Genomic DNA, 24,295 nt, shown 5'->3' with positions numbered 1-24,295 from the left:
AAATAAAAAAGATAGCGCACTAAAATTAATTACTTTTAACTTTAGTACGCTATCTTTTATTATGTTTTCTTTGAATTGAAACTATTACACCATAGCTTCTTAAAACGGTTCTACCTAGTTACATGTTTTATTCTTAATGACGTTCTTTTTTACCCCAAAATTGGAAATAATCCGTTCGTAACGCTCCATTGTATAATTTTCTTTTCTTAGTTGCACGTTCTCCATAAAACTGTTCAAATTCTAAGTCACTCGTTAAAATATATTTACTCCAGGTTTTTAATGGTCGATACACATGTCCCATTTCACGATATAACTGATGAACAGTATCTTCATCACCTAACCGTTCCCCATATGGCGGATTAGCAACAATTACTCCGTTCTTTTTAGTCGTTTGCCAATCTTTTGCTGCTAATTGTTTAAAGGTAATATCAGCAGCAAGCCCTGCTTCTAATGCATTGGCTTTAGCAATTTCAATCATATTTTCATCAATATCATAGCCAGTTATATCTAATTCAATATCATAATTTGCAGCTTCATCCGCTTTTGCCCGCATATCATCACTAATTTTCTTATCAAACCAATCCCAGCTTTCAATTGCAAAGTCACGGTTAAAGCCCGGTGCAATGTTTCTTGCAATTAACGCTGCTTCAATTGGAATTGTCCCCGAACCAGTTACTGGATCAACAAATGGCATATCAGGATACCAGTTTGCTAGCATAACCAATGCAGCTGCCATATTTTCTTTTAGTGGTGCCCCACCTTTTTCTGTCCGGTAACCCCGTTTAAATAGTGATGACCCCGTTGTGTCCATTGTTAACATGACGTGATCTTTATTAATCATGACCTCTAATTTATATAAATTACCACTTTCAGGTAGCATCGTTCTTAAATGATACGTATCAGCTAACTGAGTTGCAATCGCCTTTTTAACAATTGCTTGTGCAGTTGGTACACTATGTAATACAGAATTTCTTGAACGCCCTTCAACTGGAAATTCGGCATCATAAGGTAACAATTCATCCCATTGAATTGCTTTGGTTTTTTCAAAAAGCTCATCAAATGTGACTGCATCAAACTCGGCCACAATGATTTTAATGCGATCAGCTGTCCGCAACCATAAATTAGTTTGCATAATATCAGCGACTGTTCCTGTAAAGCGAACGCGCCCATTTTCAACATTAACTTCATATCCTAGGTCACGTAATTCACGACCCACTAGGGCCTCAATTCCAGCCGCAGCTGTTGCCATTAAATTAAATTTTTTTGTATTCATCTTTAAAATCATCCTTATATCATATCTATTAATCCAGTTATTATCCTAACATCTTATGGGCCATTCTGCTATTAATTACTTAGCTACATCAATAAAAAAAGCCCGCCTAAGCGAGCTACATGGGTATAAATTTCTATAAGCCACGTTATGTTCTTCCATATTTTTCATGCCTAAAACATGGAAGCAGTAATCATCTATCTTCTAGCAACCTACGTTACTAACACGACCATCGTTTCAGTTCACTAGGTCGAGCTCCCCTACCATATGTTTGGGTTTCCCGCTTGAGGGGTTTACCGCGTTCCACCTATTTAATTTCTTAAATAGAATCGTCTCTGTGGCACTTTCAGGAATACTTTAGCATAGTCGAAACCTTAGCTATTTTTTCCGCCGTCACTAATTATAAATTAGTGCCCCGGTTTATTTTTTCGCCGAGCACAAACACTACAGGCATCACAGCCTGTGCGAGCATGGACTTTCCTCACACAATCTAAATTGTGCGCGATTACCAGAAATTTACACAATATAATTACTATATCATAAATTAAAGAATATGAGAACCACTATTTTGTTGATAATCAACTTGACTACCAAATACACGCCGTTCAAGGTTACTTAACCGTTTCAAAATATCCATATTAGTTGCCCCCGTTGTTGGTTGACTAACCGATTTTTGTGAACTAGCTGCTGCTAATTGGCGATTTAGCTCTTCAATTTGTGCCCGTAACTTACGATTTTCATTTTGTAATTCAACTTGGTTTTTATTAAATGTATCATAATCCTTCATGATTTCATCTAAGAATGTATCAACATCATTGGGATCGAAACCAACACCCATTCGCTTTGGCTTAAATTCTTTTTTTAAAATATCTTGTGGAGTCAAACGTAAATTTTCCATTAGTTTTCCTTACCCCTCTAAAATTATATTTCTTTTCAATAGTAGCAAAGATTTCACTAAATAACCATCTAAGGTTCCCATTTTTATGCAAAATTTTGCTTTTCCGCAAAATCTTGGGCATATTCTTGTAGGTCATCGAAAGTTAGCATTGCTAGCGCGTAATCTGCATGCTGAACCTGATATGCACTAATTACTTGATAATCATATTGGCTTTTACCTTCACGTTCTAAATCATACAATAAAATACTGCCTTGCGTATGTTCTAGCATGAATTTTTGATAATTTTGTAATTGCTTAGGCCCTTGATAATTATTGTCACTAACATTTGCCCAATAGTCAACTTGTTCTTTTAAATTTAATAATTTTTGTTGTTTTTCTTGTTGCCATTGCTTACCAAAGTTAGCAAATGGTAATAGTAATCCGACTTTTAAGTCATTATATTCTTTTTTTAATTCTAGTGCACTTTCAATTGCCCATTGTTCGACCCCTAGTTGCGGACCACTCAAAATCCATTTGCCACCATCTTCAATGAAAGCAATCAAGCGCTGCTTTAAAGCATACTTAATAATATCAATTTTTACATCATCGTTTTTAAAAATACCTAATTCATAGTTACGGTAACCTGTTAACCAAATATTTTGCATGCAATTACTTTCTTCTTTACTAAAATTTTGTTATTATTTTACTCTGTTTATCAACATATTTAAATAACAACAGCTGAAATTTTAGTAATTTTTATTTAATTGGGATCTTAATTAAAGTTTTGAACATGTTTTATTTAAATTTGTTATAATATGGCGTATATAGATTTTAAAATAACAGAAGGTAGCCTAAAAAATATGATTCGTTATCCTAATGGCAATATTTTTAATTCATCCCTCACCCCCCAAAAAACTACCATCAAAAATGAAGTAAATTATGGTAGTCGGGGAATGACGTTGGAGTATGTAATAAACTTAGCAAATGAATATTATTTGAATACTAATACTGCAGTAATTCATAAAAAACCAACTCCTATAAATATTGTTAACGTTGCCTATCCCAACCGTGCAGCCGCTAAGATAACCGAAGCATATTTTTCTAAGGCTTCTACAACTGATTATAATGGAATCTATCAAGGTTATTATCTTGACTTTGATGCTAAAGAAACTAAAAATAAAACCGCTCTTCCGTTAAGTAACTTTCACCAACATCAAATTGATCACCTAAATGCAATTTTGCAACAAGGCGGTATCGGTTTTATTTTGGTTCGTTTTATTATCCAAGATGAAATTTATGTTTATCCAGCTAATCAATTAATCACCTTTTGGCAAGCTCAATTTAATGGCGGCCGCAAATCGATTCCCTACGATAATATAAAGCGCATCGGATATCGAGTATCATATGGGATTAACCCTACCGTCCCCTATTTAAGTGCTGTTAAAAACTTAATTACAGCTACTAATAAATAAAGGACTTATTTTAATTTGAGGAGTAAATTATGTCTAGTAACCAACCTAGTTCGCGGGTGGCAAAAAATAATCGTCAACATCGAAAAAATGGTCGTCCCAAAAGGAAACTATCTTTATGGGAAAAAATTTTTATTTGCATCTTAGCAATTTTTAATATCGCACTTATTAGTGGCGCCTTACTATTTTTTTCATACGTTAGAACCGCTCCGACCATTAGTGAGTCACAATTAGCATCCACTAATTCAACTGAAATTCTCGATTCCAAAGGAAATGTCATTTGGCAAATGGGGACGCAAAAACGCAGCTATGCAAGTACCAAAGAAATCCCAGATCAGTTAAAAGAATCAGTTGTGGCCATTGAAGATCGCCGCTTTTATCAACATGGTGGGATTGATATTCGTCGTATTTTTGGTGCCCTTTTTGCGAATATAACAGGATCATCATTAGGCCTACAAGGTGGCTCAACTTTAACTCAGCAATTGGTTAAATTATCTGTTTTTTCAACCTCAACTTCGGATAGAACCTTAAAGCGCAAAGCTCAGGAAGCATGGCTAGCAATTCAAGTTGCGCGCAAATATACTAAAAATGAAATTTTAACGTTTTACATTAATAAAGTATATATGGGCGAAGGAGTCTATGGAATGAAGACGGCTGCCAAATACTATTTTGGTAAATCCCTTAATAAACTCTCAATTGATCAATATGCTCTTTTAGCAGGTATGCCACAATCACCAGTAACTTATGATCCAATAGTAAATCCACGCTATGCTAAGGAACGCCGTGATACCGTTTTAGCAGCCATGGTTAAAAATCATAAATTAACCCAGGCGCAAGCCACACATTATCAAAATGTACCAATTTCACATGGTTTAATCAAAAAACATCATAGTTTGACTGGTTCATCTGATTCAAAAACCCAAAAAATCGTTGATGCATATGCAAGTTCTGTAATTACGCAATTAAGAAAACTTGGTTATAAACCTGAATCTGCTGGCTTAAAAATTTACACGTATCTTAACCTTAAACTTCAAAAGAAAGCTTACAATGTCGTTAATTCCAATAAATATGTAAGTTTTCCAAGTAATAAGTTTCAAGTGGGTTTAACTATGACAGATCCCAGTAATGGCCATGTTGTAGCTCAAATTGGAGGCCGTAAATCATCAACTGTTTTAGGTTTAAATCGGGCAACGCAAACTAATCGTTCCGCCGGTTCAACTGTCAAACCATTAGTTGATTATGGCCCTGCCATTGAATACTTAAATTGGCCCACATTCTATACTTTAGATGATTCAAAATATTATTACCCTGGAACAACTCAGCAAGTAACTGATTTCGAAGGTACCTATGCTGGTAACATGACTATGCGGCAAGCACTCATTAGTTCACGCAATGTGCCGGCAGTTAAAACGCTAGCAACAGTTGGTACCACTAAAGCAAGTACCTTTTTAAAACGCTTTGGCATTAATAATAAACTCTATGCTTCATCTGCCTTAGGAATTAATCTTTCGACCGCTCAAGAAGCGGCAGCTTATGGGGCCTTTAGTACTGGTGGTGTTTACCATACCTCACAAATGATTAAAAAAATTGTCCAACAAGATGGCACAACTCGGACATTTAAAACTAAAAGTAAGCGTGTTATGAAAAAATCAACTGCGTATATGCTTACTGATATGATGAAAGATGTTATGACTAGTTCCAGTGGGACTGGGAAAGATGGCCATGTTAGCGGTACTTTTGAAGCTGGTAAAACTGGGACCGTTGGTTATGACTCAACTGTTAATGTGCCTAGTGGTGCGGTATCTGATCGCTGGTTTACTGGCTATAATCGTAACTATGTCCTATCTATTTGGACCGGTTATGATCAACCTAATAAAGCAGGAAATTATATTACCTCAGGTTATAATTCACAGATTCCACTTTATATTTATAAATCAATCATGTCATATGCTATGTTGAATAAAACATCACGTGATTGGACAATGCCAAGTTCGGTATCGGCAATAACTCTTAACGGTCAGCGTCAACTATTCCTAACTAATAGTAGTTGGAATAGTAGTTCAAGTTCCACTAGCACATATACGCCTAGTTCATCGAGTGTCTTTAGTAATTCAAGCTCTGCAGTTGAAAGCTCTGCTAGTGCATCAACTACTAGTAGCTCAAGTAGCTCAAGTAGTTCAGCTAGTTCATCAAGCTCGTCTGAAACTAGCACAAGTTCTAGTTCTGCTAGTGCTACCTCGAATACTGACAATAATAATAGTTCAGCTAATAATAGTACTTCTGACAATTCCGCTAATGAATCAAGTTCATCAAAAGCAAGTGTTTCGTCAAGTTCCGATGATAATAAGCAAGAATAACTAAAATAAGCACAATCAAAAAGAGGTTAAGGGCAACAAGTAAAAAATTGTTGCCCTTAACCTCTTTTTTGACTATAGTTTATGCCTTGCTAATAACTGAATTACCATTAATAATTCATTAACGCAAAAACATCATAACCAGCCAATTTATCTCGACCATGTAAGGCATCAAGTTCAATTAAAAAGGCCGTTCCCACTACGATACCACCTAATTTTTCAACGAGCTTAATCGTTGCTTGGAGTGTTCCACCAGTTGCTAACAAATCATCAGTTATTAAGACGCGATCACCAGGTTTAATCGCATCAGCATGAATTTCTAACGTATTTATACCACCATATTCAAGCTCATAATCCTGCTTAACTGTTGGCCGTGGTAATTTACCAGCTTTACGAGCAGGAATTAATCCTACTCCCAATTTATAAGCCACTGGCCCACCAACAATGAACCCACGTGATTCGGGGCCAACAACAGCATCAATTCCGCCTTGTGCTTTGGCATATGCCACAATTGCGTCAGTTGCAGCGGCATATGCCGCCCCATCACCCATTAATGGTGTTAAATCACGAAATATTACTCCAGCCTCAGGAAAATCTGGAATTGATGCTACATACTTATGAAAATCAAATGTCATATTTTTACCTCAATTAATATCAGTCGTTGCATACGTAAAGATTTACTTAATCTACATTCGGATTAAGTATTTTGCTTAGCAAATCTTTCAATTCGGTTGTTTTACTATATATCAATACTTTTTCAACTGCTTGTTTTTTTAAACGTGCTTGATAACTTGGTGCTGTTCCTAGTTCAGCTTTTGGTGGCTTAACGACACCGTTAAGAACACCATTGTCTATTGTAACAAATCCAAGTTCAAAAAACACCTGAATCATGAAAGTAAGTTGACTTTTGTCAACTTGTAAATAACTTGCCAGTTGCTGTATTTCATCTTTAATTAGCAAATCATGGTGTTGCGCAATAAATTTATATAAATTTGCAAAATCATGTTTGGTTGGTAGTTTTGCTAGATAAACTTGTTGTGGCGTATAAAAAATCACGGTTAGTTGTCGATAAGTATGATTTTGTAACATATTTAAATCATTAATATCTGCTGGTAAATCAACAATTGTGGTTATTTGATCATCTAAGATATTATTGGCCTTTTCTAGATCAACAATATGGGCATCCTTAGAAATATATGGTTGCACTTGTTTTGCCAATTTATGCTTAAAAAAAACATACTGTTGATTTTTGGCAAATAAATTTTTCTTTAATTTATTAGTTCTGGCATCAATAATTGCCAACCCAGCTTGTTTTAAATCTTTAATCAAAATTTGATATGAGGATACGCCTTGCCAAACATTCTCATCAACTGTGCCAATGACCTTAATTGCCTGAGCATTCGCTTTAATTTCAGCAGCCAACAAGCCCTGATTAAACGCAATAGCTGGTACTTTTTGTTGCAGCTCAGCTACTAAACTAAATTTTAAGTGTTGTTGTGCTTGACCAATTTGTTTGACATCCCCGACCTGAGCTGTGATTTCAAATTCTGGTTTCGGATTATCCATCCCAAAAGGAGCCAGTTTTGCTAATTCAGCATACAAATTGGCATTTATAGCATTTAATTCTAATTTTCCGGCAACTTCTAATGGTATCTTTTGCTGCACATCAAAACCACTTGCGGTAACATTGGCTTCAAAAGTATCCTTAATAAACACCAGTTCTTCACTAGCAAGTGACATCCCCGCAGCGGCTGCATGACCACCAAATCCAACAAAATGATCGCTAATAGGCGCTAGAGCCGCATATAAATCAACACTGGCAACACTCCGACCAGAACCCTTTAATAGGTTTTGCTCAACATGTGTTAAGACAATCGTTGGTTTATGGGTTTGCTCAACAATTTTACTAGCCACAATTCCTAAAATACCTTCATGCCAATTATCACCAACAATAACTAAGGTATTGCGTTTTTGATTCTCCGCAGATAAGGCTTGTTTCAATGCAACTTCGCTAACTTCTTGTACAATTGTTTGCCGCTTTTGATTTAATTGATCAATTTTAGTGGCCAATTCCTCAGCAACGTCAATATCCTGCGTTACTAATAATTTGACCCCATCCATGGCATCACCTAAGCGTCCTAATGCATTTAATCTAGGAGCGATGGCAAAGCCCACGGCTGTACTAGTAATTGGTGCTTCTATCTTGGCAATATCCAAGAGTGCTTGTAAACCTGGTCGTTCTGTTTGCGCAATCATTTTTAAACCGTAATTAACTAAAACTCGATTCTCATCGGTCAATGATACCAAATCCGCAATTTCACCAATTGCTACTAAGTCAAGCATCTCTTGTGGAATTTCTTCAAGCAAAACACTTGCCACTTTAAACGCAACACCTACCCCCGATAACTCACCAAACGGATAGTGTCCCTCGGGATGACGAGGATGCACAATCGCAAATGCTTCTGGTAATTTTTTTGGTAAAGCATGATGATCTGTAACAATTACATCAACACCAAGTTCATTCGCTCGGTTAATAGCAAGGTGGCCAGCAACACCGTTATCAACAGTTACTATCAATTGTGTCCCCCGAGCAATAAGGTCCTCATAGACTGTCACATTTGGGCCATAACCATCTTTAAACCGGTTGGGAATGTAATAATCTACATCTGCACCAACCATCGCCAATGCTTCATACATTAGTGCTGTACTTGTTAACCCATCACTGTCATAATCACCATAAATGGTGATATGCTCACCAGCAATAATTGCTGCATTTATTCGATCAACCGCTTTATGAATATCATAAAGTAAATTGGCATCATGTAATTGATCGGGATGGGGATTTAAAAAAGCATGCGCTGTTTTTACATCTTGATAACCTCGCTGATATAAAATTTGTGCCAGTAAATTGCTAATTTTCAATGTTGTACTTATTTCATTAATCCGATTTTCATCTTGATTTTCTGGCAAATGCCAAGCGTACTGACTATCAATCATTTTTCTTCCTCTTATTTTTTGGTAAACGGAATATCGATCACATCAAAATCACGTACAACACGCACATCCCTAAAGATTTCTTGCGCTTGTTTTTCTAATTCTAGCGCTAGTTTACCCGCATATCGGGCTGAAATATGGGTTAATAGCAATTTTTTGACTTGCGCTTTTTTTGCAATATCAGCAGCTTGGATACTAGTTGAATGGTAATGATTACGGGCTAATTTACCTTCACCCTTACCATAGGTACTTTCATGGACTAGTACATCTGCATTTTTAGCTAAATACAAAGCATTCGGATGCTTACGGGTATCACCTAAAATCGTTACAATTCTTCCCTTTTGTTGCTTACCAACAAAATCCTGCCCATTTATTATTTGCCCATTTGGTAATGTAATTGTGGCCCCTTTCTTAATTTGGCCATATAAAGGACCTGATGGAATATTCATTGCCTTTAATTTTTCAACTAATAATTCCCCTGGATGATCCTTTTCCACAATTCGATAACCCCATGATGGGATATTATGTTCTAATTTACGAGTTTCAATGATAAATGTGGCATCTTCAAAAATGATGCCTTCTTGCGTTATTTCTACAAAATTCAACGGGTATGTTAATTTTGAACCGGTCACTTTTAATGCAACTTCAATAAATTCTTTAATTCCCTTTGGTCCATATATCGTTAGTGGTTCATTTGCATCACTACCTTGAAATGACCGTGAGCTCAAAAAACCAGGTAAGCCAAAAATATGGTCACCATGCATATGGGTTATAAAAATTTTTTCAACTTTTCTAGGTCGAATGGTCGATTTTAAAATTTGATGTTGCGTTCCTTCACCAACATCAAATAGCCATACAGCATTCCGTTCATCTAGTAACCGTAAGGCAATCGATGTTACATTTCTAAATTTGGCTGGTTGACCAGCGCCTGTTCCTAAAAATTCTAACTGCATATACGTTATAATATCCTTAGTCTATTTATTTTATTTAAATTTAATTAAAAGTATTCTTTATAACTTAACTATAAAATTGTATCATATATTTCTTGGTAATAGTTAATTTCTAATTAGGAGGCAGCATGCGTAATTATGATTTGCAAGTGGCAACTAAGCATCTCGACCCAAACCTAAAACTTATTATTCCCTTTAACTCCAAACAATTTGTATTAGTAACTGATATCACATTTAATTACGAAAACGCAGCTATTTATTTAGAGCACAAAACTGGTTTACCAGCTTATCAACTTGCTCGTTTACAAATCAAACTACAAAGTTTACCAATTCAAGCACCCATCTATTATCGTAACAAGCATATGGTTTATCGCGTTTGGGGGTATCGGCTTATTATCCAAAATAACTTGCTAGTTTTAAATTAAAAAGGATAACACTATGGCAAAATGTGATGAGTACTATCAAAAAAGCAAACAGGGCTGAATTATCAAAATTCGGCCCTGTTTAGTTTATGGATTATAGACTAGTGACTGAGTTTACTACGATAAAAGGTATTGTATCATAGCCTCATATTTTTAGTTACTTGCACTACTTTGTTTGGCACTGGTTACTTTTTTAGTACTTTTTTTAGTACTTTTCTTAGTTGCCTTTTTACTATTTTTAGCCGTTTTTTCAGCAGCAATTTGGGCTTTTTGCTGGGTATATGAATATGAAAACGCCCCAACTTGTAAATCAACGATTCCCGTTTGTTTCATTTGAGCAGCAATTGATGGATAGTACGCCATTTTGTCACCAAAGGTTGAAATTTTGGCATAAACCTGATTACCATCATTCATATATAAAACCAATTTTTGGACATCATCTGTGTCACGGACAATTTTAATTTCGGAAATTGCTGATCTGATAGGTTTACTTAGTTGTGCAACGCCTTTAACAACTTTCTTGAGTTGACTAGCGGTAAGATTATCATAAATAGGGTATCCCGGTTTAGGCTCAGGATAACTTTTAGGCAAAACTTTGCCATCTCCTAAGACTAGATGATAGCTATTATTCTTCAAAATAAAACCAGCTTTAATTGACTCTTTAACTGTCAGTTTAATTTTGGTTGGTCCTAAGACCTTAACTGACAATTTATCAATTTGATCATTATTCGCGTGTGCCGTTTTAGCAATTTGCTTTTCATGCCATATAATCCGAAAAATCGAGCGATTAAGCTTAATATTAGCAGCTTTAATCACGGTCGTTGGCTTTAAATCACTATTACCACTAACAATCACGGTCTGGAGCATTGTTGCCGGGCTAATAAACCAATACATCGTACCTGTTAGTAACACTAAAACTAAAATTAATAATGTGCTTTCTTGCGTTTGTTTTTGCCAATTTTTTAAGTTAATTTTAAATTGTCGACTTTTTAAATGTGGTAATTTAAACCATTCTTTTTGCTTAATAGGTTCAAGCTTATCTGCAGTTGTTGGCGTTTGCTTAAGTTTTTCCTCAAAACTATGCTTTTCATTAGGCTTAGTAAAGATTATTTCGGGCTCATTTGAATCAGCTGTGGCATCATGTACCTCATTCACTGAAGTAGGCTTACTTTGTTGTTGCGTAAAAAATAAATCATGTGCTTTACTTTTTACTGATTTTTTAGGTATCTTTCTTTTTGCTTGATTAATTTGAAGAACATCCCATGGTGATGAATTGTCTTTTTTTGCATTTTTATCAGCATTTCCCTTCGCCATTGATGTTCCCCCTTTCTTATAAAGCTTAGATAAAGTTTAGTGCTTTTCACTAATGGCTGTCCGCATTAAAGCGACTAATTGATCAGCAGCATCTACAACACCAATTTGTTTAGCAGCATGCTCCATTTCTAATCGGTGTGCATCCTCGTTCATTAGATTATCAACAACTTTTAACAAACTTTCACTATTTAAATTATCTTCAGTAATCATTTCCGCAGCCCCCGCTTTAACTAAACTTTGGGCATTCTTTGTTTGATGATCAGCTGTAACGTATGGACTTGGTACTAGAATTGATGGCACTCCTAAAGCTGTAATTTCTGCAATACTAGTTGCTCCTGCACGTCCCAAGATAATTGAAACCTTTGGCATAATTTCTGGCATATTACTAATATATGGCTTAATAACAACATTTTCACCAACTAATGTATGACGCTGATTAAGTTGGGCTATGACCCCTTCATATCTTTTTTGTCCAGTAACAAAAACAACTTGATAATTGCGTTGATTAAATGCAGGCATTGCTTCAATTGTTGCTTGGTTGATTTTTAAGGCCCCTTGTGAACCGCCAAAAATTAGTAAAGTTGGTTTATTATTTTTTAATCCATATTCATTCCAATTAAAATGTGAACGTACCCTTACTACTTCTTGGGCGCGCGGATTACCGACAAATTTGACTTTTGCTTGTGGAAATTGTGATCGCGCTGCTTCAAAGGCAATCCCAATTTTATCTACATAGCGGCTCAAAAACTTATTCGTTAATCCAACAACGGAGTTTTGCTCATGAATCACCGTGGGTATTCCCATTGCTTGTGCTGCATAAACCACGGCACCACTAACATAACCACCCATTCCAACTACAACGTCGGGTTTAAATTCCTTAATTATTTTTTTGGCATCTTTAACTGCTTTCAAAAATAAGTACATTGTTTTTAAATTATCCCACGATAATTTACGCTTAAAACCTTGAATTTCAAGTGCCTTAAAAGGAATTCCTTTTTGTGGCACAATATTTTTTTCTAAACCACGTTGGCCACCGACATACAAAATGGCAGAATCTGGTTCTTGTTTTTTTAAAGCATCAATGGTTGCTAAAGCTGGATAGATATGACCACCAGTTCCACCAGCACTAACTATTAACCGCATTTTACACCTCCTTTTTTCCTGTTAATTTTTCAATAGCTTCAATATATAAATCACCCCGTACTTCAAAGCTTGGATACTGATCCCAACTAGCGGCAGCAGGGCTTAATAAGACAATATCACCGGGTGTTGTTAACGCATACGCTTTAGTAACCGCAGCTTGAATATCATCGGCAAATTCAATTTTTTCGATCCCAGCTTTTTTCGCACTTCGAGCAAAAATCGCTTTAGTTTCGCCACATAAAACAACTGCCTTAACATGCTGTTTTAAATCGGCTTCTAGCCGTTCATAAGTATCCCCACGATCCAAACCACCTGCAATTAGTACCACTGGCCGATTAAAGCCCTTTAAGGCCATTTGGGTTGCCTCAATATCAGTGGCCTTTGAGTCATTATAAAATTGCCGTTTATTTGCTTCCAAAACAAATTGTGTTCGATGCCTGACCCCACTAAAAGATCGTAACACTTGTGCTATCATTTCATTTGAACGACCATGTAATTTAGCAACCGCAATCGCTGCTAAAGCATTTTCGACATTATGGTCTCCTGGGATCCCCATTTCACTTGTTGTCATAATCTTTTCGTTTTGCCAATACATCACATCATCTTTCACATAGGCCCCAGTAGTAGCATTACCACATCGTGAAAATGGGATAACCTGTGCTTTTGATTGTTTGGCTAACGCTCTAAGTTCTGAACTATCCCAGTTAACAATGAAAAAATCATTTTGATCTTGGTTAATTGTAATCCGCATCTTTGCAGCCACATAATTTGCACGCGTTTTATGATAGTCTAAATGTGAAGCAAAAATATTATTTAAAACTGCATAATGTGGATGAAAATCGTGCGTTCCCATTAATTGAAAAGATGAAACCTCCGTAACTAAAGTATCATTGTGCGTCAGTGTTGGTGCCACTTCAGAAACCGGGATACCGATATTACCGGCGTATTTTGCTTCACCGATTTTACGTTCTTGCGCCAATAATTTAGTAATTAAAGTTGTTGTTGTCGTTTTTCCATTTGATCCAGTAATGGCAATTAACTCACCTTCAAACACTTTAGCCCCTAATTCAACTTCTGTGATCACAGAAATTGGCTTAGCTAAGGCTGCTTTCACGACTGGATTTTCATACGTAATTCCGGGGTTCTTCACCAACAAATCAATGTCTTTAATTAACTCAGCTGTTTGTACTTGTGTAAAAATAACACCTTGCTTCATTAACTCCTTTGCAGCTTCATCTGCTTGTAAATTTTTATTATCGCTAATAATTACTTGTGCCCCTAATTTTAATAACAACTTAGCTGCTCCTAAACCAGATCGTGCAAAACCAAGTATTAAAACCTTTTTATTTTGATAATCATTTACCCTACGCATTATCTTACCTTCTCATCTTTAATATCAGCATCTTACTTTAAACCAATTAATAAACTCAACCCACAACCAATTAATGTCACTAACCAAAAGACACCATCAACCTTCCACTCTGACCAACCAATCATTTCAAAATGATGATGTACAGGTGACATTTTAAAAATCCGTCGCTTAAAAAAGTGAAAACTAAATACTTGTAAAATAACCGATAATGTTTCAAACATTGGAATTATCGCAATTAGTAATAACAATAATTCATGATGCAAAATAATTGAGTTTAAAGCTAATCCTGCACCCAATGCTAGTGAACCAGTATCACCCATGAATATTTTGGCTGGCTTTTTGTTATACCAAAAAAATGCCAAAACTGCTCCAACTACCGCAAAATCAAAAAGCGCAATATCAAACATTTGTCGATTAAGTGCTAAAATTGCAAAAGTTAGGTAGCTAATAATTGAAACTCCAGCTACTAAGCCATCTAACCCATCGGTTAAATTAACGGCATTTGACCAACCAACCATCCAAAAAATTAAAAATGGTAAGTATAGTAGGCCCAAGCTAAGCGTTGCAAATCCTAAATTGAGAGTAAAGTGAAATTGACTAAGCAATAGTAATAGATAAAAAATTACCCCACCAATAATTTGACACGTGGCTTTTTGCCAAGCTTTAAATCCCTCATTTTGATGATGAAAAATTTTAATACTATCATCAAATGTACCAATCAAACCATAGATTAAAAATGTAAGTAGAATAGCTACGATTTGAATTGAAAAGTTTTTGGTAAGCAAGCTCATTACCACGGCTGTAACGATAATTGTAATTATAAACAAACTACCACCCATGGTTGGTGTCCCTGATTTTTTACTATGCCAATTTGGCCCTACCATTTTAATCATTTGACCCTCTTTTTTTGCTCTAAAGTAAGCAATCAAAAATGGCATAAACATAAACGTCAATGCAAATGCCAAAATAACTGGCCAAAAAATAACGCCTAGCGCATTCATTTTATATATTTCTCCTTGCTAATAAATATTATTTTAGTTTCACAGTTACACTCATTTTGTGCTCTATAGCTGTGCCAGAGTTAACAGATTGTTTATAAACATATCCACTACCAACTGTTTTTACAGTAATGCCGGTTAATTTTGCATACGTCAAGACATCATTTTTAGACCATCCGGTCATACTTGGCATCGTAATATTACCACCAGTATATAGGAAAATTCTTTGCCATGTCAGTTGTTGAGTTTGCCCACTAGGAAATTGTTTTTTAACTTTTGAGCCATCACCAATCACGACTGGTACAAATTTTTTAGCCTTGATGGTTGTAACGCTCTCTGTCACCCCTAGATTATTTACAGTCGGTACTCTTTTAATTGCTGTGGCACTGCGGTGTGAAGAATCAGTTTTTAATGCTTGCTCCATCACTGGTTTAAACACACTAGCAATTGATTTAGTCACTGCCTGGGTAATCTTTTTAGGTTGATTTAACGTAATATACATTACATACTTAGGCTTATTCGCGGGGACCATCCCAACCCATGAATGGATTACATTTTCATCCCCCACAGAATAACCACTCGATGTCGCAATTTGGGCCGTTCCCGTTTTACCTGCTACTCTAAAGCCAGATATTTTGTACGCCGTCCCCGTCCCATATGACTTATAAACCACATCTTGGAGTAATTTACGTACTTTACTAGCCGTCTTGGCCGTAATAGGGTTACTAATGACCGTTCTCTTTCCTTGATAAACTACTTTTTTTGTTTTTGGATTAACGATTTTTTGAATAAAATAGGGCTTCAATTCTTGTCCATTACCTGCGATAGCACTAAAGGCTTGCATCATCTGCATTGGTGTCACCCGAATTCCTTGACCAAAAGCAGTATTGGCTTGCTCAATTGGATATTTAAACTGCATACCACCCGCTGTTTCATCCGCTAATCCTGAATTAGTTGATTTATTAAAATGAAAGGCTGTTAGATACTTTTTCCAGGTTTTCGCCCCCATTGTTTGTTCTAAATGCGTCATGGCAACATTTGAAGAACGTGCCAAACCTTGTCGATATGAGATCATTCCCCAACCACTTGAATTCCAATCAGTGACCTTTTGGCCATCAATTAAATAAGTTCCGGACTGATACAACGCATTCGGATGCCAATTACCACTATTAATTGCGGAAGCAACCGTCATTACTTTCATCGTTGATCCGGGTTCATAAGCACTCTCAACCAATAAATTTTGCCACATTTTACTAATACCTGATTTAGTCGTTGCATCAAATGTCGGTCTTTGTGTTGCGGCCACAATTGCCCCTGCTTTAACGTCCATCACCATGGCAGTGGCACTAACCGGATCAGTACTTTTTTGCAAACTGGTCATTTCCGATTCCAATAACGTTTGTAACTTGCTATCTAGGGTTGTATAGACATCATCCCCATTTTTAGCAGCAGTACTCTTAGTTTTATCCTCAATAGAATACCCAGGTGTTGCTTTAACTTCTTTAATTCCATTTTTACCAGCTAAAAATTTATTTAATTGTTTTTCAATACCCATAATACCAGTTAATGAACTAGTACCAGTTTTAGTGTTAGTCGTTGATTGGGCAATTCCAATTAAATGTGAAGCAAAAGTTCCATTTGGATACAAGCGTGCTGGCTGCTTTGTAAATGAAATTCCGGTTAACTTACTAGCAACAATTTTGTCATGCGTTTCAATTGTTAAATTTGATCCCGCATTTCCAAACTCAACTTGAAAAGTCTTTTTATTAGCCGAAGTTAAAATTTTGTAGATCTTCTTTTCAGATAAATCAATATACTTAGCTAACACTTTAGCTGTTTTGCGCTTATTCGTAACATACATTGGCTTGCCTGCCGTTGTTTTTTGTTGCTTATTTAGCACCGCATAAACCGTATATGTATTTGTGTTCTCCGCCAATAACACCCCATTCTCATCGTAGATATTACCACGTTTAGCACTAACAACTTGCGTTTGCATATAAATTTTTCGCGTAGCACTCGTTAAGTTATGCCCTTTAACGTTTTTAAAAGTTGCTACATACAAAAAACGACTGCCTAGCACGACAAAAATAACCGATACAGCAATTAAAAAGATTTTACCGACTTGCCGACTATTTTGGCCTAATTTTTTTTTACCACCCTGCAATCGTTTTTTTGAATTATTCATTATTTATTTACGTTCCTTATATTTTGGTTCGTGAGTTGTAAGTCATATTTATTAGCAATTTTTTGCAAACGCGTATGACTTGTTAACTCATTAATTTCTTGTTTCAAATTAGCATTACGACTACTAATATTTTCAACTTGGGTTTGGGTGGTAGTCAATTGTTTATTAGCTTGGCTCATCATAACATTCGTTGCAACTATCCCAACCAATAGTACCGTAACAAAAACACCACATATGAGCGTCATCCAAAGCTCGGTATGTGTCCATGTAGCTCGCGCCATTTTTACTGGCTTATTTTTAACAACTTTCATCGTCGGCTGCGATATTGGTTGTACTTTTGGTAATATTTGTGCGTTACTACTAAGTTTCATAAGCCCCTCCTATTTTACACGTTCAATAACTCGTAATTTTGCTGAATGAGATCTTCTATTTTCACTTAATTCTTGCTCACTAGGTAATATTGGTTTACGCGTAACCAGCTTAAAGTCAGGTAACATTTCAGCTGGAATAACTGGTAAACCCATTGGCACATCACCAATTGACGTTGCTTCTCTAAACATTGTTTTAACAATTCGATCTTCAAGTGGTTGAAAAGTAATCACTGAAATGCGCCCATTGATGTTTAATAAATTCAATGCTTGTTCTAATGAACTCTCAAGTGCTCCTAATTCATCATTAACGGCAATTCGAATTGCCTGAAATGATTTTTTAGCGGGATGACCACCATGTCTTCTCGCCCCCATTGGAATTGCTTCTTTAATGATCTCCACCAATTCAAATGTTGTTTCAATTGTTTTAACCTGCCGATGTCTTTCAATTGACCGGCTAATTTGTTTAGCAAATTTTTCGTCCCCATACCGGGTTAAAATACGCATTAAGTCATTAAACGACCATTCATTAACAATCTGTTTTGCTGTTAGTGGTTGTGTTTGATCCATCCGCATATCTAATGGCGCATCGTAATTATATGAAAAACCTCGTTGGGCATCATCAAACTGTGGTGAAGAAACACCTAGGTCATAAACCATGCCATCAATTTTACTAACATTATGTATCGCCAACTTCTCGCTTAATTGTCGAAAGTTACCCTTAACTAAGGTCACTTTATTTTGTTCAATTTCAGGTGCTAAATTTCGGGTATTATATGTCAATGCTGTATCATCTTGATCAAATGCATATAACACTCCAGTTGCTAACTTTTGAGCAATAAGTGCTGAGTGCCCACCGCCACCTAACGTTCCATCAACATAAATACCGTCAGCTTTAATATTAAGAGCATCCACTGCTTCATTAAGTAAAACAGTAATATGCTTAAATCCCTTCATAAACTTGCCTCATCTCTACTATTTAAAAATCAAAATCTACAAGTCCGTCTGCAATATCATCAAAATCATTGGCAACATCAGCAGTATATGTTTGCCAATTTGTTGCATTCCATATTTCAAATCCTGTGCCAGCACCGGTCACGATTATTTCTTTTTCTAAGTTTGCATATTCTCTTAAATTAATCGGTATCGCAATTCGTCCCTGCTTATCAAACTCTGCTTCAAATGCACTTGAGAAAACAAATCTTTGAAATTTACGTGCTTCTTTATTAGTCATTGGTAATGCCTTTAACTTGGTTTCAAAAATTTCCCATGCACTAGGTGAAAAGCCGTATAACGAATGCTCTAACCATTTTATTAAAATAAATTTATTCCCTAATTGATTACGAAATTTTGCTGGAATTATTAAACGTCCTTTGGCATCCACTGTATGTTTGTATTCGCCCATAAACATCATTGTCTGCCCTCCATTTAAAAATTTCATATATTTAAAATAAATTTAGATTAACCTAAAACTAATTTACCATATTTCCCCACTTTGAACCACAATTCACCACACATTTTCTGCTATAAAATATTAACAAAAAAAAAGGTTCTTACTTTTACCGTAAAAACCTTAAAATTATCTAAATTTATCAAGTTAATTCTAATTATTCATCTTAAAAATGCTAATACAACAAAAATAATATAAACAATTGGTAAGACGAGATCAGTGATGCGCCAATAAAAAATTAGCACGGGCCAAAATTTAAAATTTTGCATTAGATATCCTCTGTAGATAACATATGCAATCAATAATGTTAACCAAATAATAATTAAATAAGGTGCAAACGAATTATCTAGTGTTTGCACAGATATAATATGAATATTCCAAATTAAAATTGGGGGCAAAACATCAACAATTTGAAAGTTTCGTGGTAATCGTCGATAAAATGTCCTTTGTAAAAAAAATAATATCGTAAATACTACGATTGTTAATCCTAACATCAGTGGCCAAGATATCACAGTTGCCATTAAACTTCTCCTAGTTAATCATATTTAATACATATAAGCATACAAAACTGGCAGATTGGTTGCAAGAATCTTTTTTTCAATGTACAATGCATAGGACTACTAATTATGAGGTGAATATACAACTATGTATGAAAAAAAGAAAAAGAGCGGTTTCCAAAAATTTACGATGTTTATGGTATGGATTATGATTGTTATTACTGTATTAGGTGTTATTCTCAGTGCTGCTAGTGCCTTACAATTAATTTAATATAATAAATAAAAAACCTTGTCAATTGACAAGGTTTTTTTATTGCGCAATTTCCGTATTTCGTAGTTCCCGAATAACCGTAACTTTAATATGACCAGGATAATCTAGGTCATGTTCAATTTGATTGCGGATATCGCGGGCCAAAATTGCCGCATCTAAATCATCAAGTTTAGTTGGTTCAACCATTACCCGAATCTCACGACCAGCTTGAATTGCAAATGATTTTTCAACACCATCGTAGTCATCAGCAATTTTTTCAAGTTGTTTCAACCGTTGCACATAGTTTTCAAGTGATTCAGAACGCGCTCCAGGCCGGGCCGCTGAAATAGCATCTGCGGCTGCCACCAACACGGCAATTACTGATTCTGGTTCAACATCACCGTGGTGAGAAGCAATTGTATTTGTAATAATTGCTTTTTCATGAAATTTACTTGTAATTTCAATTCCTAATTCGACATGTGATCCTTCAACTTCATGATCAACTGCTTTTCCAATATCGTGTAATAATCCCGCGCGTTTTGCTAGTGTAACATCTTCATTGAGTTCAGCCGCTAAAATACCTGATAATTTAGCAACTTCTATTGAGTGAGTTAAAACATTTTGTCCATAAGACGTCCGATAATTCATTCGGCCAATAATTTTAATTAAATCTGGATGAATTCCATGAATGCCTAAGTCAAAGATCGTCTGTTCACCAGTTTCTCTGATTTTTTCATCCATTTCCCGCCGTGCTTTTTCCACCATCTCTTCAATTCTGGCCGGATGAATTCGGCCATCTTGAATTAATTTTTCCAAAGCTAATTTGGCAATCTCTCGCCTTACCGGGTCAAACCCTGAAAGGACAACAGCTTCAGGGGTGTCATCAATAATCAAGTCAATACCAGTTAATGTTTCTAAAGTTCTAATATTACGCCCTTCACGGCCAATAATGCGTCCCTTCATATCATCATTTGGTAAAGTCACAATTGATACAGTGTTCTCTGAAACCATATCTGCCGCTGAGCGTTGAATTGCTTGAACAACAATATTTTTTGCTCTTCTTTCCGCCTCAGCATTAGCTTCATCTTCACTAGCCTTAATCAAAACTCCACGTTCATGAGCTAATTGTTTTTTGGTTTCACTCAATATTAGTTCTCGGGCTTCATGCGCCTCAAGCCCCGCTACACGCTGTAATTCAGCTTCACGTTCCTCAACCAATGTAACTGCCTTTTCTTGTAAGCGTTGCGTTTTTTCAACTTCGTTATCAAGTTTTTGCTCTTTACTTGTTAACATTGATTCCCGCTTTTCAAAGGCAGCATCCTTCCGATCCAGAGTTGCCTCACGTTGTAACAAACGATCTTCTTGCTTTTGAACTTCTAGACGTCGGTCTTTTAATTCATTTTCAATATTCGTCCGATACTTATGATTCTCATCTTTAGCTTCCAACAATGCTTCTTTTTTCAAAGCTTTTGCATTTTTTTCAGCTTGGGCAAGGAAATCATCTGCTGTTTGGTGTGCTTGGGCCATTGTTTTCTCATACGTATTTTTACGGAAAAGATATCCAACGAACCCACCTATTACTGCTGCTAACACGGGGACAATTACTAAAAATGCCATAATAGTTGACATAATGCCTCCATGTGTGCATAACTTTAGCATACTCCTATGCTAAGTTTAAATTTTTCAAAATGTTAATTTGATTTAATACACATATTATATTTTATGGTTATTATGCATGTAAGTCAAACCAATTTATTATAAATAACAAATAAAAAAGAGTCCGGGACAAAGTCCCAGACTCTTTTAGCAGATTAGTTGCTTGATTTAACAACTTCACGGCCAGCATAGAAACCACATGCGGCACATACATAGTGTGACTTACGTAATTCACCACAGTTTGGGCAAGCACTTAAGCCTGCAGCAACAAGCTTAATGTGTCCACGACGAGCACGCTTGTTTGATTTAGAAGTCTTGTGTGTTGGAACTGCCATTTAATCGTCCTCCTTGGTTATTTTATATCCACGCGTGTTACAAAAATCAGTGTCTGCTAATCTCCTCAGTCCTGATCAGGGAATAAGTCCTTGAGCTTAGCGAGACGTGGATCAATCGTTTGATTTTCAGCTTTTTGAGCATCTAATTGCTCTTCAGTAACGACTTCCCACCCATTACCAGCAGGTAAATCATTATCCAAAACTTCATCTTCAGCTAAAATTTGCAAAGGTAATTGAAGTACAACGTATTCAATAATCGCTTCATCAAAGTCTAAAACATCATTTTCTAATACGATAACCGCATCAGTGTCCTCATACCGTTCTAAGTGTCCTTCTTCAGTTGTATAAAACTCATCAATCATGAAATCAAGAGCAAAATCAACTGGTTTTAATGATCGTGATGAAGGAACAATCATCGTTCCTGACACATTAGCATGGACGTAGACGTCACCATCTTTATATTCAAGAAATCCTTTAATATCCAGTGGGCTGATGTCAATGATGAAATCAGAAAACCGTGTAATAATTTCTTTTTTCAGATCTAGTTTTTCTACAAAACGTAAGGGTTCATTCTTATACTTTCGTAGTTCAAGCATCGACCATTTCATATTGGCTTCCTCCTTTTGCAACTAAACAAGTATACCTTATTTTTTAATAATAGTCAAAGAATTTTCAATATCTATTGGCTTTCGACCAATATTTTGTTCTTGCTTACATTCAGTAAATTGTTGATATATTTTATCAACGCGATACTGTAGTGCATATTTATTTTTACGTAAATCTTTATTAATCTTGCTTATCAGTGGTTTTTTCATTATTTTTTTATTTCTTTTAAGCCAAGCTCGGCCAATGCTAGTATAACCTAATAATCGATTTTGCAAGTTACATTCATCAACGATCATCTCATTGGTCGTTACATTTAACAACGTATACAATAGCGTTCTTTGGATGCGGGCATTAGAATAGCGTTTTGATTTAACTTTATCAAAAAACGCTTGAAACTCGTTTACTTGATAACTGGTTTCTTGAAATAAATGTTCTAATCCATCATTAAGTTGATAAATTTGCTGTAATTCCGTTAAACTTGCTGTTTGTAACCGATAGTGCAATAATGGCCACCAATGAACTGCAAAATTTTTAACCGGATAACTTTTTGTTAAATCCATTGAACTTGGTAAATATCTAACCACACGTTGATCATGTAAATGTTGTCTAATCGCCGTTGCACTAGCTATATTAACCTCTGCATTGTTCATATTAATCGGTAACTCACGATCATGATATCCCGCAGCAATTCGCTTAATAGGGTGTATTTTTATCAAAGCATTTTGCTCATAAATTGCTTTTGCATACTCTAACGCTAAAATATCATTAGCGCTTTCCAATTTTATCCCAGTTTTTTCAGCTAATTGTGTATAGTAAATTGAAGCAAACGTTTGTTTATAATTACTAAAGGCTTCTGAAATAATGCTCGCTTCTTTTGCTAATGCTGCAAAATCATATTCAGGATGCTCTACACCAAAAGATATTTCCTCAACACCTAATGCTTGCAGTTGTAGTATCGCTCCCTTAGCAAATAAATGTGCGGGTTGAACAGCAACATTAAATGGCATTTCAATTATAATATCAGCCCCATTGTATAATGCTTGACGTGTTCGTTCCCACTTATCAAAAAGTGCAGGTTCTCCACGTTGAACATAATTACCACTCATTATGACTACCAATACATCCGCCTTAGTTTGTTCTCTGACTTGTTGTAAATGGTACTTATGCCCATTATGAAATGGATTATACTCAGCTATTACTCCAACTGTTTTCATCTCCTAAACTCCTATAATTATCCGTAATTTACCCTTAATTGTAACGTTATCGCTATATTTAACTTTATTTTACTACAAGCTAATTGTATGTAGGTGAAAACAAACAAAAAGGACTGAATTCTTTAAAATTCGGTCCGTTTCTTGTTTATTAAAATATATGTTTCTTCAACTTTATCCAAAATGCCGTCGGTGGGGGTCGAACCCACACTCCCGTGAAGGAACTGGATTTTGAGTCCAGCGCGTCTGCCAATTCCGCCACAACGGCAAAAATATTTACTCTTTTGGCAACTGGGCTAGCTGGATTCGAACCAGCGCATGACGGCACCAAAAACCGTTGCCTTACCGCTTGGCTATAGCCCAATCAAAGGGCGGTATGTGGGAATCGAACCCACGCGTGCTGGATCCACAAACCAGTGTGTTAACCACTTCACCAATACCGCCATAATTATTTGTAAATAGATAAAACTATTATCTACATGGCGCAGGACGGAATCGAACCGCCGACACATGGAGCTTCAATCCATTGCTCTACCAACTGAGCTACTGAGCCAAAACGGTCACAACGGGACTC

General features: G+C 36.0%; 23 protein-coding genes, 4 tRNA genes and 1 other RNA gene. 4 read left to right on the top strand and 24 right to left on the bottom strand.

Features of this window, described 5'->3' with window-relative positions:
- Positions 1–133: 133 nt before the first annotated feature.
- The 4 genes from JOC59_RS06185 to JOC59_RS06170 form a co-directional block, all read right to left on the bottom strand.
- Complete coding sequence (locus tag JOC59_RS06185; protein ID WP_205143929.1) at positions 134–1,273, bottom strand: THUMP domain-containing class I SAM-dependent RNA methyltransferase; 1,140 nt, start codon at positions 1,271–1,273, stop codon at positions 134–136.
- 131 nt (positions 1,274–1,404) lie between these two features.
- Positions 1,405–1,787: RNase P RNA component class B (gene rnpB / locus JOC59_RS06180), an RNA gene on the bottom strand.
- Positions 1,788–1,814: 27 nt separating this feature from the next.
- Positions 1,815–2,168: a cell division regulator GpsB gene (gpsB, locus tag JOC59_RS06175; protein WP_205143928.1), complete on the bottom strand. Its 354-nt coding sequence runs from the start codon at positions 2,166–2,168 to the stop codon at positions 1,815–1,817.
- 83 nt (positions 2,169–2,251) lie between these two features.
- Positions 2,252–2,812 (bottom strand): SLOG family protein, encoded by a 561-nt coding sequence (locus JOC59_RS06170; RefSeq protein ID WP_205143927.1) that lies wholly within the window; start codon positions 2,810–2,812, stop codon positions 2,252–2,254.
- A gap of 195 nt (positions 2,813–3,007) precedes the next feature.
- Here JOC59_RS06170 and recU point away from each other — a divergent pair, with 195 nt between their 5' ends.
- Together recU and JOC59_RS06160 are read left to right on the top strand one after the other, a co-directional pair.
- The gene (gene recU / locus JOC59_RS06165) at positions 3,008–3,619 is read left to right on the top strand and encodes a Holliday junction resolvase RecU (RefSeq protein ID WP_205143926.1); all 612 of its coding nucleotides are present in this window, start codon (positions 3,008–3,010) and stop codon (positions 3,617–3,619) included.
- Positions 3,620–3,648: 29 nt separating this feature from the next.
- Positions 3,649–5,973 carry a PBP1A family penicillin-binding protein gene (locus JOC59_RS06160; protein WP_205143925.1) on the top strand — a complete coding sequence of 775 codons (2,325 nt, stop codon included), beginning with the start codon at positions 3,649–3,651 and terminating at the stop codon, positions 5,971–5,973.
- Positions 5,974–6,080: 107 nt separating this feature from the next.
- Here the strand turns inward: JOC59_RS06160 and JOC59_RS06155 are convergent, their stop codons facing one another.
- From JOC59_RS06155 to rnz, 3 genes are read right to left on the bottom strand one after another with little or no spacing between them, the layout of a single operon-like run.
- On the bottom strand, positions 6,081–6,605 hold the full coding sequence (locus JOC59_RS06155) for an adenine phosphoribosyltransferase (RefSeq protein ID WP_205143924.1): 525 nt from the start codon (positions 6,603–6,605) through the stop codon (positions 6,081–6,083).
- Positions 6,606–6,651: 46 nt separating this feature from the next.
- Positions 6,652–8,967 (bottom strand): single-stranded-DNA-specific exonuclease RecJ, encoded by a 2,316-nt coding sequence (recJ, locus tag JOC59_RS06150; protein WP_205143923.1) that lies wholly within the window; start codon positions 8,965–8,967, stop codon positions 6,652–6,654.
- A gap of 11 nt (positions 8,968–8,978) precedes the next feature.
- Positions 8,979–9,917: a ribonuclease Z gene (gene rnz / locus JOC59_RS06145; protein WP_205143922.1), complete on the bottom strand. Its 939-nt coding sequence runs from the start codon at positions 9,915–9,917 to the stop codon at positions 8,979–8,981.
- 125 nt (positions 9,918–10,042) lie between these two features.
- Between rnz and JOC59_RS06140 the strand changes: the two genes are divergently transcribed.
- Positions 10,043–10,339 (top strand): hypothetical protein, encoded by a 297-nt coding sequence (locus tag JOC59_RS06140; protein WP_205143921.1) that lies wholly within the window; start codon positions 10,043–10,045, stop codon positions 10,337–10,339.
- Between the two features lie 150 nt (positions 10,340–10,489).
- Here JOC59_RS06140 and JOC59_RS06135 read toward each other — a convergent pair whose 3' ends face one another.
- The 9 genes from JOC59_RS06135 to JOC59_RS06095 all read right to left on the bottom strand — a co-directional run bounded on the left by JOC59_RS06135 (position 10,490) and on the right by JOC59_RS06095 (position 19,687).
- On the bottom strand, positions 10,490–11,650 hold the full coding sequence (locus tag JOC59_RS06135; RefSeq protein WP_205143920.1) for a cell division protein FtsQ/DivIB: 1,161 nt from the start codon (positions 11,648–11,650) through the stop codon (positions 10,490–10,492).
- A 36-nt stretch (positions 11,651–11,686) separates the two neighbouring features.
- Positions 11,687–12,793 (bottom strand): undecaprenyldiphospho-muramoylpentapeptide beta-N-acetylglucosaminyltransferase, encoded by a 1,107-nt coding sequence (murG, locus tag JOC59_RS06130; RefSeq protein ID WP_205143919.1) that lies wholly within the window; start codon positions 12,791–12,793, stop codon positions 11,687–11,689.
- 1 nt (position 12,794) lies between these two features.
- Positions 12,795–14,165 (bottom strand): UDP-N-acetylmuramoyl-L-alanine--D-glutamate ligase, encoded by a 1,371-nt coding sequence (gene murD / locus JOC59_RS06125; RefSeq protein ID WP_205143918.1) that lies wholly within the window; start codon positions 14,163–14,165, stop codon positions 12,795–12,797.
- 32 nt (positions 14,166–14,197) lie between these two features.
- Entirely contained in the window at positions 14,198–15,166 is a 969-nt protein-coding gene (gene mraY / locus JOC59_RS06120) for a phospho-N-acetylmuramoyl-pentapeptide-transferase (RefSeq protein ID WP_205143917.1), read from the bottom strand.
- Between the two features lie 28 nt (positions 15,167–15,194).
- Entirely contained in the window at positions 15,195–17,348 is a 2,154-nt protein-coding gene (locus JOC59_RS06115; RefSeq protein WP_205143916.1) for a penicillin-binding transpeptidase domain-containing protein, read from the bottom strand.
- The gene (gene ftsL, locus JOC59_RS06110) at positions 17,348–17,719 is read right to left on the bottom strand and encodes a cell division protein FtsL (RefSeq protein WP_205143915.1); all 372 of its coding nucleotides are present in this window, start codon (positions 17,717–17,719) and stop codon (positions 17,348–17,350) included. The genes JOC59_RS06115 and ftsL overlap by 1 nt, the downstream gene beginning before the upstream one ends.
- A gap of 9 nt (positions 17,720–17,728) precedes the next feature.
- Positions 17,729–18,673, bottom strand: coding sequence for a 16S rRNA (cytosine(1402)-N(4))-methyltransferase RsmH (gene rsmH / locus JOC59_RS06105; protein WP_205143914.1), 945 nt, complete (start codon positions 18,671–18,673; stop codon positions 17,729–17,731).
- Positions 18,674–18,695: 22 nt separating this feature from the next.
- Positions 18,696–19,127 carry a division/cell wall cluster transcriptional repressor MraZ gene (gene mraZ, locus JOC59_RS06100; protein ID WP_205143942.1) on the bottom strand — a complete coding sequence of 144 codons (432 nt, stop codon included), beginning with the start codon at positions 19,125–19,127 and terminating at the stop codon, positions 18,696–18,698.
- 200 nt (positions 19,128–19,327) lie between these two features.
- A complete protein-coding gene (locus JOC59_RS06095; protein ID WP_205143913.1) occupies positions 19,328–19,687 on the bottom strand; it encodes a DUF3397 family protein in 360 nt (119 codons plus the stop codon).
- Between the two features lie 124 nt (positions 19,688–19,811).
- On the opposite strand from JOC59_RS06095, the gene JOC59_RS06090 reads away from it, so the two are divergent.
- Positions 19,812–19,934, top strand: coding sequence for a DUF4044 domain-containing protein (locus tag JOC59_RS06090; RefSeq protein ID WP_205143912.1), 123 nt, complete (start codon positions 19,812–19,814; stop codon positions 19,932–19,934).
- 39 nt (positions 19,935–19,973) lie between these two features.
- On the opposite strand, the gene rny is transcribed toward JOC59_RS06090, so the two are convergent.
- From rny to JOC59_RS06050, 8 genes are all read right to left on the bottom strand, one after another.
- Positions 19,974–21,542, bottom strand: coding sequence for a ribonuclease Y (gene rny, locus JOC59_RS06085; RefSeq protein WP_239517037.1), 1,569 nt, complete (start codon positions 21,540–21,542; stop codon positions 19,974–19,976).
- Positions 21,543–21,724: 182 nt separating this feature from the next.
- Positions 21,725–21,904 (bottom strand): 50S ribosomal protein L32, encoded by a 180-nt coding sequence (gene rpmF / locus JOC59_RS06080; RefSeq protein ID WP_205143911.1) that lies wholly within the window; start codon positions 21,902–21,904, stop codon positions 21,725–21,727.
- Between the two features lie 65 nt (positions 21,905–21,969).
- Positions 21,970–22,512 (bottom strand): YceD family protein, encoded by a 543-nt coding sequence (locus JOC59_RS06075; RefSeq protein ID WP_205143910.1) that lies wholly within the window; start codon positions 22,510–22,512, stop codon positions 21,970–21,972.
- 36 nt (positions 22,513–22,548) lie between these two features.
- A complete protein-coding gene (locus tag JOC59_RS06070; RefSeq protein WP_205143909.1) occupies positions 22,549–23,724 on the bottom strand; it encodes a nucleotidyltransferase in 1,176 nt (391 codons plus the stop codon).
- Between the two features lie 181 nt (positions 23,725–23,905).
- A tRNA-Leu gene (locus JOC59_RS06065) sits at positions 23,906–23,989 on the bottom strand.
- 23 nt (positions 23,990–24,012) lie between these two features.
- Positions 24,013–24,084: transfer RNA gene (locus tag JOC59_RS06060), tRNA-Gln, on the bottom strand.
- A gap of 7 nt (positions 24,085–24,091) precedes the next feature.
- Positions 24,092–24,164, bottom strand: a tRNA-His gene (locus JOC59_RS06055).
- Positions 24,165–24,201: 37 nt separating this feature from the next.
- Positions 24,202–24,274 (bottom strand) — tRNA-Phe (locus JOC59_RS06050).
- Positions 24,275–24,295 lie beyond the last annotated feature (21 nt).

The organism is Periweissella beninensis (assembly GCF_016908275.1).
Classification (GTDB): domain Bacteria; phylum Bacillota; class Bacilli; order Lactobacillales; family Lactobacillaceae; genus Periweissella; species Periweissella beninensis.
The sequence above is the reverse complement of the archived record's forward strand: the minus strand, read 5'-3'. Positions and strand labels throughout refer to the sequence as shown.

Coding starts and splice junctions, on each gene's coding strand:
- JOC59_RS06155 (WP_205143924.1), bottom strand. CDS start 6,605: ATGACATTTGATTTTCATAAGTATGTAGCATCAATTCCAGATTTTCCT.
- murG (WP_205143919.1), bottom strand. CDS start 12,793: ATGCGGTTAATAGTTAGTGCTGGTGGAACTGGTGGTCATATCTATCCA.
- JOC59_RS06135 (WP_205143920.1), bottom strand. CDS start 11,650: ATGGCGAAGGGAAATGCTGATAAAAATGCAAAAAAAGACAATTCATCA.
- recU (WP_205143926.1), top strand. CDS start 3,008: ATGATTCGTTATCCTAATGGCAATATTTTTAATTCATCCCTCACCCCC.
- JOC59_RS06090 (WP_205143912.1), top strand. CDS start 19,812: ATGTATGAAAAAAAGAAAAAGAGCGGTTTCCAAAAATTTACGATGTTT.
- mraZ (WP_205143942.1), bottom strand. CDS start 19,127: ATGTTTATGGGCGAATACAAACATACAGTGGATGCCAAAGGACGTTTA.
- JOC59_RS06140 (WP_205143921.1), top strand. CDS start 10,043: ATGCGTAATTATGATTTGCAAGTGGCAACTAAGCATCTCGACCCAAAC.
- gpsB (WP_205143928.1), bottom strand. CDS start 2,168: ATGGAAAATTTACGTTTGACTCCACAAGATATTTTAAAAAAAGAATTT.
- rsmH (WP_205143914.1), bottom strand. CDS start 18,673: ATGAAGGGATTTAAGCATATTACTGTTTTACTTAATGAAGCAGTGGAT.
- JOC59_RS06170 (WP_205143927.1), bottom strand. CDS start 2,812: ATGCAAAATATTTGGTTAACAGGTTACCGTAACTATGAATTAGGTATT.
- ftsL (WP_205143915.1), bottom strand. CDS start 17,719: ATGAAACTTAGTAGTAACGCACAAATATTACCAAAAGTACAACCAATA.
- rnz (WP_205143922.1), bottom strand. CDS start 9,917: ATGCAGTTAGAATTTTTAGGAACAGGCGCTGGTCAACCAGCCAAATTT.
- rpmF (WP_205143911.1), bottom strand. CDS start 21,904: ATGGCAGTTCCAACACACAAGACTTCTAAATCAAACAAGCGTGCTCGT.
- recJ (WP_205143923.1), bottom strand. CDS start 8,967: ATGATTGATAGTCAGTACGCTTGGCATTTGCCAGAAAATCAAGATGAA.
- rny (WP_239517037.1), bottom strand. CDS start 21,542: ATGTCAACTATTATGGCATTTTTAGTAATTGTCCCCGTGTTAGCAGCA.
- JOC59_RS06075 (WP_205143910.1), bottom strand. CDS start 22,512: ATGAAATGGTCGATGCTTGAACTACGAAAGTATAAGAATGAACCCTTA.
- murD (WP_205143918.1), bottom strand. CDS start 14,165: ATGCGTAGGGTAAATGATTATCAAAATAAAAAGGTTTTAATACTTGGT.
- JOC59_RS06115 (WP_205143916.1), bottom strand. CDS start 17,348: ATGAATAATTCAAAAAAACGATTGCAGGGTGGTAAAAAAAAATTAGGC.
- JOC59_RS06095 (WP_205143913.1), bottom strand. CDS start 19,687: ATGGCAACTGTGATATCTTGGCCACTGATGTTAGGATTAACAATCGTA.
- JOC59_RS06185 (WP_205143929.1), bottom strand. CDS start 1,273: ATGAATACAAAAAAATTTAATTTAATGGCAACAGCTGCGGCTGGAATT.
- JOC59_RS06160 (WP_205143925.1), top strand. CDS start 3,649: ATGTCTAGTAACCAACCTAGTTCGCGGGTGGCAAAAAATAATCGTCAA.
- JOC59_RS06070 (WP_205143909.1), bottom strand. CDS start 23,724: ATGAAAACAGTTGGAGTAATAGCTGAGTATAATCCATTTCATAATGGG.
- mraY (WP_205143917.1), bottom strand. CDS start 15,166: ATGAATGCGCTAGGCGTTATTTTTTGGCCAGTTATTTTGGCATTTGCA.